The 12,436-nt window shown below is 66.5% G+C and carries 14 protein-coding genes; 8 read left to right on the forward strand and 6 right to left on the reverse strand.

Translation table 11 applies throughout. The features are described from left to right. Position 1 precedes the first annotated feature (1 nt). A complete protein-coding gene (locus AC061S_RS28090) occupies positions 2-1,099 on the reverse strand; it encodes an MrcB family domain-containing protein (protein WP_478688673.1) in 1,098 nt (365 codons plus the stop codon). A gap of 261 nt (positions 1,100-1,360) precedes the next feature. Further along, positions 1,361-1,999: an ATP-binding protein gene (locus AC061S_RS28095; protein WP_478688674.1), complete on the reverse strand. Its 639-nt coding sequence runs from the start codon at positions 1,997-1,999 to the stop codon at positions 1,361-1,363. Between the two features lie 202 nt (positions 2,000-2,201). On the opposite strand from AC061S_RS28095, the gene AC061S_RS28100 reads away from it, so the two are divergent. From AC061S_RS28100 to AC061S_RS28110, 3 genes are all read left to right on the forward strand, one after another. Beyond that, positions 2,202-3,050, forward strand: a complete 849-nt coding sequence (locus AC061S_RS28100) for a helix-turn-helix domain-containing protein (RefSeq protein ID WP_478688675.1) — start codon at positions 2,202-2,204, stop codon at positions 3,048-3,050. Further along, complete coding sequence (locus AC061S_RS28105) at positions 3,047-3,238, forward strand: DUF397 domain-containing protein (protein ID WP_478688676.1); 192 nt, start codon at positions 3,047-3,049, stop codon at positions 3,236-3,238. Before AC061S_RS28100 ends, AC061S_RS28105 begins: the two co-directional genes overlap by 4 nt. Before the next feature lie 131 nt (positions 3,239-3,369). Then, entirely contained in the window at positions 3,370-4,380 is a 1,011-nt protein-coding gene (locus AC061S_RS28110; RefSeq protein ID WP_478688714.1) for an NAD-dependent epimerase/dehydratase family protein, read from the forward strand. Positions 4,381-4,545: 165 nt separating this feature from the next. On the opposite strand, the gene AC061S_RS28115 is transcribed toward AC061S_RS28110, so the two are convergent. Beyond that, on the reverse strand, positions 4,546-5,403 hold the full coding sequence (locus AC061S_RS28115; protein WP_478688677.1) for an SUMF1/EgtB/PvdO family nonheme iron enzyme: 858 nt from the start codon (positions 5,401-5,403) through the stop codon (positions 4,546-4,548). Positions 5,404-5,473: 70 nt separating this feature from the next. Further along, positions 5,474-6,253: an aminotransferase class IV family protein gene (locus AC061S_RS28120; RefSeq protein WP_478688678.1), complete on the reverse strand. Its 780-nt coding sequence runs from the start codon at positions 6,251-6,253 to the stop codon at positions 5,474-5,476. 230 nt (positions 6,254-6,483) lie between these two features. Between AC061S_RS28120 and AC061S_RS28125 the strand changes: the two genes are divergently transcribed. The 4 genes from AC061S_RS28125 (at position 6,484) to AC061S_RS28140 (ending at position 8,648) form a co-directional block, all read left to right on the forward strand. Beyond that, positions 6,484-6,738, forward strand: coding sequence for a hypothetical protein (locus AC061S_RS28125; protein ID WP_478688679.1), 255 nt, complete (start codon positions 6,484-6,486; stop codon positions 6,736-6,738). 285 nt (positions 6,739-7,023) lie between these two features. After that, the gene (locus tag AC061S_RS28130) at positions 7,024-7,203 is read left to right on the forward strand and encodes a hypothetical protein (RefSeq protein WP_478688680.1); all 180 of its coding nucleotides are present in this window, start codon (positions 7,024-7,026) and stop codon (positions 7,201-7,203) included. Between the two features lie 78 nt (positions 7,204-7,281). Further along, positions 7,282-7,869: a hypothetical protein gene (locus AC061S_RS28135; RefSeq protein ID WP_478688681.1), complete on the forward strand. Its 588-nt coding sequence runs from the start codon at positions 7,282-7,284 to the stop codon at positions 7,867-7,869. Next, entirely contained in the window at positions 7,866-8,648 is a 783-nt protein-coding gene (locus AC061S_RS28140) for a phytanoyl-CoA dioxygenase family protein (RefSeq protein ID WP_478688682.1), read from the forward strand. Before AC061S_RS28135 ends, AC061S_RS28140 begins: the two co-directional genes overlap by 4 nt. A gap of 5 nt (positions 8,649-8,653) precedes the next feature. On the opposite strand, the gene AC061S_RS28145 is transcribed toward AC061S_RS28140, so the two are convergent. Beyond that, the gene (locus AC061S_RS28145) at positions 8,654-9,508 is read right to left on the reverse strand and encodes a phosphotransferase family protein (RefSeq protein WP_478688683.1); all 855 of its coding nucleotides are present in this window, start codon (positions 9,506-9,508) and stop codon (positions 8,654-8,656) included. A 305-nt stretch (positions 9,509-9,813) separates the two neighbouring features. On the opposite strand from AC061S_RS28145, the gene AC061S_RS28150 reads away from it, so the two are divergent. Further along, on the forward strand, positions 9,814-10,653 hold the full coding sequence (locus AC061S_RS28150) for a DUF1932 domain-containing protein (RefSeq protein WP_478688684.1): 840 nt from the start codon (positions 9,814-9,816) through the stop codon (positions 10,651-10,653). Between the two features lie 184 nt (positions 10,654-10,837). On the opposite strand, the gene aspS is transcribed toward AC061S_RS28150, so the two are convergent. Beyond that, the gene (aspS, locus tag AC061S_RS28155) at positions 10,838-12,154 is read right to left on the reverse strand and encodes an aspartate--tRNA(Asn) ligase (protein WP_478688685.1); all 1,317 of its coding nucleotides are present in this window, start codon (positions 12,152-12,154) and stop codon (positions 10,838-10,840) included. Positions 12,155-12,436: the final 282 nt, after the last annotated feature.

Raw genomic sequence — 12,436 nt, forward strand, 5'->3', positions numbered from 1 at the left:
CTCAGTCGACCATTCCCCAAGCGGCGGCGGTGGACGACCCAGCCCAGCTGTCACCTGCACGCCAGATGGACGCGATCCCCTGGTCCTCCAGGTACTGGGCGTACACCAAGATGTCTTCGGTGAAGAGGGCCAGGAGGCGAGGGGCTGGTCGCTGAAGTTCTCGATACCAGAAGTAGCTGTATTCGAGCAGCTGGCCCACCGCGCCACGTACCGCTGCCGTAGGGTTTCCGTTGGCAACTACCTTGACTTCCACCAACCACTCGGGGCTTCCATCCGCAGAATCCTCTTGCTGGTGCAGCAACAGGTCTTTGGGATGAATGTGTAGGTTAGTCGGCCGGTAGCCCCGTGTCTGAATGTACGCACCGAAGTCCTCTATGAGGGCCTCATGATGCTGGTTCTTCAGTTGCTGCTTGGCGGCGATACTCGCGACGTACCCGCTGCTGCTTCTCGGTTGGAACCCCGATAGGGGATCAGTCGGTGATGTATCTCCGCCACGCACGGCTTCGTCATCCGCCAAACGAAGAGACTGCTGCGCCGCGGCGGCTCGCTGGAGCAGGCTCGCCGCGATGTGCAAGTCGCCGTTCAACACTTCCTCCGGTGGTAGCTCACTGATTTCATAGCGCCGCGCCACCACGCTCGCCACTTCGTACGACTCAGGAAGTGAGCCTCGATCACCGCCGAAGGACGGGCGATGCTTCCATTCAGCCGCCAGCCTGGTCGGCAAGGCTTCGAACAGCCTCGTCGCCTGCCGTTCAAGTTGAGTGAGGAAAGGTTTCCTCTTCTTGATCTTCTTCTCAAGCTCGGTGACCCCCTGCTGAAGCGTGAGAGTCACCGAGGAGAGGTCCGTACTGAAGATGTAGGCAAGGTAGAGGCCACGTTGCGACTTCAGGTTGACATCAGGATCAAATATCCCAATCCATGGTGAACTGGCAGCACCGCCAGCACCTCCATGCCCACTCACCACCCACCCCTCCGGCAGTGGCAGGTCTTTGCGGCCGGCAACGCTCCTCAGAAGATCCTGGCCGGGAACACCAAGGCCACAGCCTGCGCGACGGTCATACTTCTGGGCCACCTCTATGAGCAATTCCCGCATAGTCATGGGGCGAAGCTATGCAGAGAACAGCACTCATCAGCAGAGAGCACTCAAAACGAGATCAGACTTGGCCAGAAATGCACGCACATGAGCCCGGCCCGCAGCCCTGGATGGCGCTCGTCCCGCCGCGTGCAAGGGCAGCAAGCCGATGGTCATCGCCTGTAAGCTGCATCACAAGATCCCTGCAGACGCCTGGACGCACTCGGCGATCGCAGCGGGATGACTGTCCGCCCTCACGCGGGACTCGCTACGGCTACCTACACGGACTTACAGGGCCTCGAACCGCGCCTGCGCGTGGTCCAACACCTCGTCGGGGTCGCAACCATGGGCCCTCACCCAGTGGAGCACATCTGCGATCAGGTCGACGGCATTCTTCTCCGCTGTAGCCAGGCTGAGCGGCGTGACGCCCCAGAGGTGCGGCGCGCCGTCCCGATAGTGGGACAGCAAGGACGCAGCCCTCGCGATGCGATCGTCTCGCGTCCGACCAGTCTCTGCCGCGACGGCGGATTCGAGCTCGGCCCACGTCGTTTTGCCTGAGGCCGTCAAGATGACGCCCCAGCGGGCGGCCATCGCATTGAGGAGGACGAGTCCTCGGCCCGCCTCTTCCCCAGGGGATGCCGAAAGAAGCGTGGGGAGCGCGCGAGCATCCGGGTCTTGGACCTCAATGCGCAGACGATCGCCACTCACCGAGAGGGTCAGCGTCGTCGGCGTTCCGCGGCCGACGTGAGTGATGACGTTGGCGACAAGCGAACTGACGCAAAGCTGCGCGGGCTCGATCAGGTCCCTCAGGCTCCAATGCGTCAGGTGAAGCCGAAGGATGCGCCGCAAGGCGGCCACCTCCTCCGGCTCAGCGAGGAACTGCAGTTCCAACGGCTTCTTCCGGGTCCGGCTGACTACCACGTCCATGACTTCAACCCCCTGTTGATGGATCTCCTCCGGGTTGATCGCGCCATGTGTTCAACCCGTGACTTTCAGGTGCCTCGCATGAGAGCATCCCAACGCATATCTCGTCATGCAATGTGCACGCGGAGATTCGCTCCATCGAGTGATTGGCCGCGCCGGCTGTTTCGGATGAGATGGAATGTCCGCTACTACGAGAGGAGTTGGCATGGCAGGCTCACCCACGGCCCGGCGTCGCAGATTGGCCATCGAACTCAAGAAGCTCCGTGACGACAGCGGCCTCACCTGCGTCCAGGTCGGCAACGGGCTGGACTGGAGTGGCTCCAAGGTCAACCGGTTGGAGACCGGGCAGGGGCGCGTACAACCCTCGGACATCGATGCGCTGTGCCGGTTCTACGGCACCCCCGACGAGCTGCGTGAATTGCTCAAGTCGCTGGCCAAGGAGTCGAAGACGAAGGGGTGGTGGCACGCACGCGGCGATGCCGTGCCCGCTTGGTTCTCCGTATACGTCGGCCTGGAGCAAGCCGCATCCAATCTGCACACCTACCAGGGCGAGTTTGTGCCTGGGCTGCTACAAACCGCCGAGTACGCCACCGAATTGTGCCGCGCCTCCGCCGAGCAGACGGAGGATGACATCCGAAGGCTCGTAGAGGTCCGACTCCGACGACAGGAGCTCCTGACCGAAGCCAGTCCCCCCGACCTCTGGGCCGTGATCCATCAGAGCACTCTCGTACACGTCATCGGCGATCGCCAGGTGATGGCGAGGCAACTCGAACATATGCTGTCCATCGTGAGGTTGACCAACGTGACGGTGCAGGTTCTCCCCTACGACGCTGGCGCCTACCCGGCCACCGGCCCCTTCACAGTCCTCGGTTTCCCCGAACAGGAGGACCCGGACGTGGTGTACCGCGAGGGCCTGACCGACTCCGTCTACCTCGAAGAGCCCACTGACGTAAGCCTGTACACGAAGGCATTCGACCACTTCAGGGCGCTCGCCCTGAGTCCACAACGTTCCGCTTCGCTAATCCACAGAACCCTGGAGGAACACTCCCGATGAGACCTCCCAGCCATCCCCAGTGGCGGAAGAGCAGCTACAGCAACGGCACTGGCGGTGAATGTGTTGAAGTCGCCCAAACCCTTGAATGCATAGGCGTGCGCGACTCGAATCGTCCTCAGGGCCCCATGTTGCTCTTCCGCCCCCACGCTTGGACGGCCTTCATGGACCGCACCACCCAGCAGGAGTGAGGTACTGGTCGTCCGCGACGCATCAAGCCAGGGCAACCGTGCCGACCGCGCCAAGAGCTGGCCATGGCAAGGCCCGGGATGGTGCCCGCATGGTGCTTCGTGGCAGGGTCGCTCTCATGCGGATTTTGGTGATGGGGGGCACCTGGTTCCTTGGTCGCGCGATCGTTGACGACGCGCTTCGGCGCGGGTGGGACGTAACGACGTTCAACCGGGGCCGATCTGGTGCGGTTGAGGGCGTCGACACGGTCCGGGGTGACCGGACCAGTCCCGACGACCTGAAGCGGCTCGCCTCACACGGGCCGTGGGATGCCGTGATCGACACGTCCAGCAGCGAGTTCCCACCCCGTGACGTGCTCCTCGCCACCGATGCCCTGCGCCCCGCCGCCGCCCGATGGGTGCACGTCTCCACGGTGTCCGTCTATCAAGGGTGGCCCCACCACCTGCTCACCGAGGACTCCCCACTGTTGGAGTGCCCGCCGGACGCCGATGAGTCGTTCGGACGCACCGGCGCCGACGGCAGCCCGACGAAGTACGGGTTCCAGAAGGCGGGCGGAGAGGCTGCAGTGCGCGCCGCCTTCGGGGACGACGTGGTGTTCCTGCGGCCCGGAGTGATCTTGGGGCCTGGCGAGTACGTCGGCCGCCTCCCCTGGTGGCTCACCCGTGCCCAGCGCGGCGGTCCGACCGTCGTCCCCGCGCCGGCCGCCCAGATGATCCAGCCAGTGGACGTGCGGGACGTCGCCGCCTTTGCTGTCGATCAGGCCGCCAGCACCGATGACCCCGGCCGGGCGTTCAACATCGCCCACCCCGAGGGCATCAGCTGGGCCCACTTCATCGCCGCGTGCCTGGCCGTCACCGGCAGCACCGGCAGCCCGGTGTGGGCCGATGCGGCGGCACTCACCGCGCACGATGTCAAGCAGTGGACGGAGCTTCCGCTGTGGCGCACCCACTCCGGGGTGTGGTCCGTCGACGCCTCCCGTGCCGTGGCGTCCGGGCTCCGCTGCCGTCCGCTCGCCGACACCATTGCCGACACCTGGGCGTGGATGCAGGCGGACGGTCGGCCGGTCGAACACCCGAGGTGGTCGGAGCACGGCGTGGACCCTGGCAAAGAGGCCCAGATCCTCGCCGCCCTCGGCCAACCGTAGAAGCAAGGGGGGCGGGGTCGGGGTTCGATGACGAGGAGCCCGTTCCCGGCGCCCATCGTGCGGCGACCTCGAACACGCCCTCTACGGCGCCGGAGACGGCGACCTCCCGATTACGGCGAGCGCAGCGCCTCGTGCAGCCGGCGCCGGTACCGGCTCACGGCCGGCTCAGAGGTGCTCGGCGACACAGCGGAATCCGGTGTCCTCGTCGCACATGCCTGTGGAGGCGTCGTTGAAGGCTGAGGGTGTCGCGCGGACGAAGGGGCTGGTGAACGCGCTCCCCTTCAGCTCCCGGCGCCCCGGTGAGGACTCGGTGGCGCACCACTCCCACACGTTGCCGCACAGGTCGTAAGCGCCGAAGGGACTGGCTCCGCTCTGGTAACGGCTAACGGAGGTGGTGTGCCCGATGCCCGAGTCGGAGACGTTGCACTTCGCCGCCGTGGGGCTGTTGCCCCAGGGGTAGATGTTGCCCTTCGTCCCCCGGGCGGCCTTCTCCCACTGGGCACTGCTGGGGAGTATCTTCCCGGCCCACGCGGCATAGGCCGCGGCGTCGCGCCACGTGACCCATACCACCGGGTGATCAAAGAGGCTGTCCGGGTACCGCGATCCCTCCCAGTGCTGCGGGGGCGGGTGACCCGTAGCAGAGACGAAGCGGAAGTAGTCGGCATTGGTGGTGGGGAACACGTCCAGGTGGTAGGCGGGGAGCCATGTCGTCTCGCCGACATCGCCCCTCAGATAGATCCCTTCCGGAACGGCCACCATCAGCTTCCCGTCAACCGGGTGCCTCACGAACTGGAGCGGGTTGGCGGCCAGAAGTATCTCCGTACGCTGATCCTCGGCCGCGGCAGCCTGCTCCGTGATCAGGACTGCGAACCGCTCCTGCACCTCCGTGCCCGCGCAGGACAACGCGGTATCGAGCGCGGCCTGGTTGGAGGGACGCGGGGCGATTCCGACCCCGCCCCGCTCCCAGTGCGACACCATGCGGTCGCTGACCCCGATGTGTACGGCGAACTTGCGGACGGTCATCCGCAGGGCCGTGCGTAAGGCCCGCGTTTCCCTCCCCGTCCATCGCACAACCCCCATGCCCCGGCTCCGGCTAGACGAGTTCGCCGGGTGCGGCCAGGTACCCCTCGCGCAGCGCGGCCAGCACCGGGTGCTCGGTGGGCAAGGGGATGGCGTCGATAGCGCTGATCGCCCGTACGCCGATGCTCGTGTTGGTGGCGAACGCGGCCTGCATCCTGTACGCCGCCTCCCGCGTGATGTGCGTGACCGTGTGCTCGTGCTGCTGCTGGAGGAGTGCCATCGTGACCCCGGGCAGGACTTCCGCCTTCGGCCAGATCACGGCCCCGTCGCTGTCGATGAAGCCGGCGTTCCAGGTACCACCCTCGGAGATCAGTTCATCCGGCCCGTAGAACAGTGCGTCATCGAAACCGGCGAGCTGTGCCGCCCGGCGGGCATGGAGGGCGCCGAAGAGACCGAGGTGCTTCACAGCCGGGACGTCGCGTACGTACGGAACGGCCTGGACCCGCATGGGCGGCATAGGAAGCTGCCCCGTCGGGCGGCTGGTCACCAGGACATGCGGTGTGGACGGCGCCGAGGGGTGGCCCATGTCGAGGGCCGGATCGAAGACGCTGACTCGGACGACGAATGAGCCCTCCTGGCCGACAACAGCCCGGCGCACGTATGCGCGGACGCGGTCCATGTCGAGTTCGGCGGCGAAGACCGCGCGGCAGTCACGTTGCAGTCGCTCCATGTGCAGGGACAGGCCCCGCACCCGCTGGTCATCGACGCGCATCGACGTGAAATGCCCGTAATTGACCAGCGCGAGCGCCTTCACGGCCTCGGGATCAGCGGGGGCTCCGTTGAGTTCCATCATGCTGCCCAGTCTGGCAGTTGGGACCGATCGGGTGGCCGAGAGCAGCCAATCCGAGCCGCGTAACTTCAGCAGGACTTCATTCCCTGCGGGGTCCGTCCAGTCGTTGACTGGTCATCGCACCCCGGAGCGAAGACGACTCCGGGTGCTCCCCCTCGCAGCGGGCCGCAGGCCCTCGTACCCACGTCGCACCGGCGGCCCGCTGCACCCCCTGTCGGAGAGGAGCGAGGTCGATGACCGTGGACACGCATGTCACGGAGATCGGGAACCACCGGCTGATGGGGCGCGAGGTAGCACACCTGAAATCAGGTCGCCGTGGGACGGTCGGCCTGGTCCTCCAATACCACTCCAAGCAGACCGGCCGCCTCATCCGGACCGTCGCGCACATGAGACCGCTCGACTCCTCCGGCAAGGAGTGGACCTCCGACCCCGCCGAACTCCAGCCGCTCCGCCCGATCACCCCGGACATGCCGGTCTGTGCGGGATGAGGCCCCTCTTACGCGGCTGGAGACAGCGCCTTGCCGTCCTGCTCTACGTCGCCGCCGTCAGCGCCCTGGTAATCGTCCTCGCGCTGGCCGGCAGCACCGGCAGACAGGGCACGCATTCGACCCGCTGCTCGCAGCACCGACAGGAAGATCCGTCGACCGGAATTCGACTCCCCGACACGGAAGCAGCGGGTCTGCTCGATCTCCCTCAGAGGCCTTCTGAGGGCGTACGCCCTGGCATCGCCACCCGGCAATGCCACGAACAACGACCGAGAGGACCCACAAAAAATGCGAGGTCACGTCCCTTCCAACGAGATCACCGCCGAGGGCTACGCGCCGATCTACCACCAGACCAAGCAGCGCATGACCGACGTCTTCGGGGCCCGCAGCGACCAGCACTGGCCCTCCGGTGAACAGACCTGCTCCGACTGCTACAGCGTCACGCCGCCGATCGTGTCCGCTGCGTAGCAGGAACATCACGTCACAAGTCGAACCGAGACCGGGTGTCTTACGGCACCCGGTCTCTGACGGAAGTGGGGAACACGCATGGACAAGATCAAGCTGGTGGCCGAACCGGGGGCGATCCTCGACAGGTGCGCCGCCGTCATGCCCGACATGGACGACGACCTCCGCAGGCGGCTGAGCATGCTGGAGGAGTACGACATGGGGTTCCTGCTGCTGGGCATGAGCCCGCGCAGGCTTCTCCGCGACGGCCGCCTGTTCGACAACGAGCAGGTTCTCCCGCTGCTGCTGTGGTTCGGCCAGTGGGACAACCACTGCCGCCACTGGGCAGCCGAGGTCATGAAGCAGTGGCTCGTGTTCAACCGCTCCAAGGGCGAATTCGAGGGCGTACCGGACGAGAAGGCCATCGAGTTCCGGGACTACTTCTTCGCGAAGTACGCCATCCCGCTGATCGAGGAGTTCCGCCAGTACGTCGCGCTGACGATGCTCTACCCCAAGGAGCACAACGCGCCCTCGGGTCCTGTCGACATGGTGTGGCACTCATTCATCCTCAACACCGAGCAGTACCAGGACTTCGGCCGCCGCATCTGGGTGGGCGCCGAGCACATGGCCCCTGAGGTCCCGGAGGAGGACTACGCCGACATCCCCGCGGTCAACAGCCGGAAGCCGTGAACGGACCCCACGACCTCGCGGACGTCGCCGCAGCGTTCCACCGAAACGGATTCGCTGTCCTGCCGTCCGTCATCCCCATGGACACAGCTGAGCACCTGCGGATCTTGGTCGAACAGCGCTACCAGGATCCGCAGGTGCACACCGCCGGTCCCGAGCTTGACGTTCTGCGCGGCGATGTCAGCCTGATGCGCATGTTCGAGTACGACCGGGCGTTCCGCGACATGATCGACCTGGAACCCGTCGTCAGTCTGGTCGAGATGATCCTCGGCCCGGACTGCCACATGATCGCCCAGAACGCGCTGCGCATCCCGACTGGCAAGGGAATCGTCAACTGGCATACCGACGACGCGCTGTTCTTCCCGTTCCTCGGCAACATGCCGCCCGGTACAGCCGGCGACCAGATCCCCTGTTTCACCCTGAACGTCATGGTCGCGCTGAGCAATATCGAGCACGACCAGTACGGTCCCACTCAGGTGATCCCCAGAAGCCACCTGACTGGCCGCCGGCCTCCCTACAGCCCTGATCTTCCCGGAGAGCCCACGTCACTGCTCGCACGAGCCGGAGACGCCTACCTGATCAACAGCCAGACTTGGCACCGGGGCGCACCGAACCGGTCCGACCACACCCGATACCTGCTGACCACCGCGTATGGTCGGCGGTTCATCAGCCAGCGCTTCTATCCGTTCATCGGATACAGGCTTCCGACCGATGTCCTCAAAGGGGCCTGCGAGCAGCTCGCCCGACTGCTCGGCCAGCACGGTAAAGGCCCCTACGGTTAGATCGCTCATACCCACCCGGTCCGGTGCCGTAGCCACACCCGTGTGGCCTCCGCGGCCCGGACCTGGTGGGCACGGAGAAACGGGACGCCCGGGGGATTCGGGCGCCGTGAAGACTTCTCCCAGTACCCCCCGAGACCGGCGGCGAAAGCGGTCAGGACATCGGGATCGTCAGGCTGTGGAAGATGGCTCACCGCTGCCTCGGCCTCGGTGGGCGAGTGGCCGTCCATGATCAGGTGAGGCACCAGCACCGCCGGGTCGATCCACGCCGCCCCCTGGTTCTGATATGACCAGTCGATGATGACGACCGCCCCGTCCTCGCGGCGCAGCATGTTGTCCGGCCGGAGATCCCAGTGCAGCAGTGTGTGCCCCTCGGCGGCCTGCTGCCAGTCCTGCTCGATGGCGGCAAGGGCGTCCAGGTGCTTCGCCGCCCACGGGGCGAGATCATCCGGAATCTGCGTGGCCAACGTCGACCATCCGGTGAGCCACCGTCCGACCAGCTCGGTAATGGGCCGTGCACCGTCCAGCGGCGACGGGGTGAGAAGTTTCCCAGCCTGCTCGATGGCGGCCAGCGCCATCACCGTATCCCCCGAATCCGGGGCCAGTACAGGCACTGTTCCGGGAATGTCCTCAAGGCACAGCCACCACCATCCGGCGCTGTCCTCCGGAGTGGCCCACCACAGGACACGCGGCCCCACACCATCGGGAAGAACCGAGGTCACGGCGATCTCGTCGGCGTACTGCGGTGCGAACGGGTGGTCACCGTGCATCCCCTTGAGAAATGCGCGCCGTCCGTCGTCCAGGATCAGCCGGGACGCCACACCGGGGGTGAAGCCTCCCGTGCACGGCACTGCCTCGGCCACACGTGAGCCCAGCCGAAGTTCCACGTAAGCACGTGCCTCTGCGGGAAGCGACGCCCACTCGGGCCGGACGGAGGTTACGGCCATGTGGTACTCCCTGGAACCGGTTGCCGGACAAGAGATGTTTCCGGCAGGTTAGCGGTCGAGAAGGCCCCTGCGCTGGAGTTCTACCACCAGCCGGGCCACTCGTGCGGCCGGATCGGCCCTAGGAGTTCGGGTGGTCCGGGGACAGGAAGACGATCACGCCCGTCTCCTTGATGTTCCAGTCCGCACCGCCGGAGCAGCAGCGACTCGCCAGGAGGCAGCCAGTGACGACCGTGACCCTCTTGCACCCCGGCGCCATGGGCGCGGCCGTCGCCGCCCAAGCGATCGCGGCCGGCCACGAGGTGCTCTGGGTGCCGGAAGGCCGCAGCGACGCCACCCGCCGACGCGCGAAGGACGCCGGAGCCACCGTTTACGACTCGCTCGACGAGGCGCTGGAACGAAGCGAGATCGTCCTGTCGATCTGTCCGCCGCAGGCCGCCGAAGACGTGGCGACCACGGTTGCCGGCCACGCCTTCGCCGGGGTGTACGTGGACGCCAACGCGATCAACCCCCAGCGCATGCAGCGCATCGCGGAGGAGATCAGGCCGGGCGCCACGGTCCTCGACGGGGCGATCTTCGGCCCGCCGCCCGGTGGCCGGCGGGCTGCTCGCCTTTACCTCGCCGGCGAAGCCCAGGCAGTGGACACGGTGGAGCCCCTGTTCAAGGACACCGCGTTGCACGTCCGCCGCGCGAGCGGCGGCGTCGGTTCCGCCTCCGCGCTGAAGATGGCGTTCGCCAGCTACCAGAAGGCCGCCCGAACCCTCGCCGGTGTGGCCCACGCGCTGGCCGACGCCCACGGTGTCGGCGACGAGCTCACGGTCGAGGCGCACGCTATGGCGTCCAACATCCTCTCCGATCCCGGATACCTGCCCAGCGTCGCGGCACGCGCCTGGCGCTGGGCCCCGGAGATGAAGGACATCGCCGAGACCCTCCGAGCGGCCGGCCTGCCCGCGGACATGGCCGAGGCCTCGGTCGCGGTGATGTCCCTCTGGGAAAGGGACAAGGACCAGTACGACCTGGAGCTCGCCGACGTCCTGGCCCACCTGCGGAACCAGGGTGATTGAGCGACGGCCAGTCCTGCCCCCCAGATGAACTCCAGTAGCGACCCGCTGCCGTCGCCCGCGAGGGACAGTGCTGCTGGTTCAATCACCGCGTGACGGACTGACACCGGCTGGCAAGGTCGTGCCTGCTACCCCTGCTGCCCCACCACCAGGCCAGTGGTGGGGCAGCGGTGCGTCTACCCATGGCTCAGGGGGTCAGTCGGTTCGGTCCCCGGAACAGGAACGCGGCCTCGCGGATCGAGTCCAGGCCGAGCATGACCATCAGGATCCGGCCCAGGCCTGCGCCGAGGCCGCCGTGGGGCGGGCAGCCGAAGCGGAAGATGTTCATGTAGTCCTGCATCGGCGCGGTGTCCATGCTCTTTTCCTCCGCCTGCTTGAGCAGCACGTCGGAGCGGTGCTCCCGCTGGGCCCCGGTGGTGATCTCCAGGCCCTTCCAGAGCAGGTCGAAGCTGAGCGTCAGGTCAGGCCGGTCCGCCGGACGCATGTGGTAGAAGGGCCGGATACTGGCCGGGTAGTACGTGATGAACACGAACTCATGGCCCGTGAGCTCCTTCATGTGGGCGGCGATGGTGCGCTCACCCTCCGGGTCCAGGTCCTCCTTGACGCCTTCCGGGTCCCAGCCGCCGGCCCGCAGGATCTCCTGCGCCTCGGCCATCGTGATCCTGGGGAACGGAGCCTCCGGCACGACGACCTCGATGCCGAAGACCTTCCGGATCGCCTCACCGTGGACCTCGGCGACCTTCGCGATGGCGTGAGCGAGCATCCGCTCCTCGAACGCCATCACGTCCTCGACGTCGTCGATCCACGACAGCTCGACGTCCACGCCGGTGAACTCGGTCGCGTGCCGGGAGGTGTACGACGGCTCGGCCCGGAAGACAGGCCCGATCTCGAAAACCCTGTCGATGCCGGCGGCCACAGCCATCTGCTTGTAGAACTGCGGCGACTGCGCGAGGTAGGCCGACCGGTCGAAGTACCCGAGCTTGAACACCTCCGCGCCGGACTCCGAGGCAGTGCCCATCAACTTCGGCGTGTGCATCTCGGTGCAGCCGTTCTGCATGGCGTACTCGCGCAGCCCCTGCTCCAGGGTCGTCTGCGCGGCGAACACCATCTGCGCGGTGGCCCGCTTGCGTACGTCGAGGAAGCGCCAGTCGAGCCGGTGCTCGGGGCCGGTGTGCTCGTCGATCGGCAGCGGCGTCTCCGCCCGGTTCAGCACCTCGATCGTCTCGGGGACGATCTCCAGGCCACCCAGGTTGACCTGGGCCGCCTCTACGACGCGGCCGGTGATCCGGACGGCGGACTCGGGGGTAAGCGATTCGATGACGGCTTCGAGCGGGCCGCCGTCGCGCTTGTGGGTCACCTGGGCCATGCCGGAGTGGTCCCGCAGGATGACGAACTGCATCTTGCGCTGCAGCCGGAGTGCGTTCACCCAGCCGGAGACGGTGACGGTCTGGTCGACGTGTGCGCGTAGGTCGGAAACCAGTACGCGGCTAGTGGTGTGGATCATCGCAGCCCTCCAGGGGCGTCGTCATGATCCCTTGGAAGCGTGGGCGAGAAGGGTACTCGCGGTGCCACCACGCCTTTGCCACCGCCAGACAGCGGCGGCCTCATTCAGCCCGATGACAGGGGCAAACCGGCGGGGCATTGGGCCCGTGGGCCTTTTCTCCCCGCGCTCGGGAGGGTCTTCACCATGGGTGCGAGTCCGCCTTCACAGCTGCCGGCGGCTCTCTCTGCTCGCATGATCCGTGGCTACTCGTCTCCGTCAACGCGTTCCCCGAAACGATACTGA

Source organism: Streptomyces sp. CA189 (genome assembly GCF_056428985.1).

Bases quoted from the DNA above. Each gene is read 5' to 3' on its own strand.
- AC061S_RS28090 (WP_478688673.1), bottom strand. From the start codon at position 1,099: ATGACTATGCGGGAATTGCTCATAGAGGTGGCCCAGAAGTATGACCGT.
- AC061S_RS28095 (WP_478688674.1), bottom strand. From the start codon at position 1,999: ATGGACGTGGTAGTCAGCCGGACCCGGAAGAAGCCGTTGGAACTGCAG.
- AC061S_RS28100 (WP_478688675.1), top strand. From the start codon at position 2,202: ATGGCAGGCTCACCCACGGCCCGGCGTCGCAGATTGGCCATCGAACTC.
- AC061S_RS28105 (WP_478688676.1), top strand. From the start codon at position 3,047: ATGAGACCTCCCAGCCATCCCCAGTGGCGGAAGAGCAGCTACAGCAAC.
- AC061S_RS28110 (WP_478688714.1), top strand. From the start codon at position 3,370: ATGGGGGGCACCTGGTTCCTTGGTCGCGCGATCGTTGACGACGCGCTT.
- AC061S_RS28115 (WP_478688677.1), bottom strand. From the start codon at position 5,403: ATGACCGTCCGCAAGTTCGCCGTACACATCGGGGTCAGCGACCGCATG.
- AC061S_RS28120 (WP_478688678.1), bottom strand. From the start codon at position 6,253: ATGATGGAACTCAACGGAGCCCCCGCTGATCCCGAGGCCGTGAAGGCG.
- AC061S_RS28125 (WP_478688679.1), top strand. From the start codon at position 6,484: ATGACCGTGGACACGCATGTCACGGAGATCGGGAACCACCGGCTGATG.
- AC061S_RS28130 (WP_478688680.1), top strand. From the start codon at position 7,024: ATGCGAGGTCACGTCCCTTCCAACGAGATCACCGCCGAGGGCTACGCG.
- AC061S_RS28135 (WP_478688681.1), top strand. From the start codon at position 7,282: ATGGACAAGATCAAGCTGGTGGCCGAACCGGGGGCGATCCTCGACAGG.
- aspS (WP_478688685.1), bottom strand. From the start codon at position 12,154: ATGATCCACACCACTAGCCGCGTACTGGTTTCCGACCTACGCGCACAC.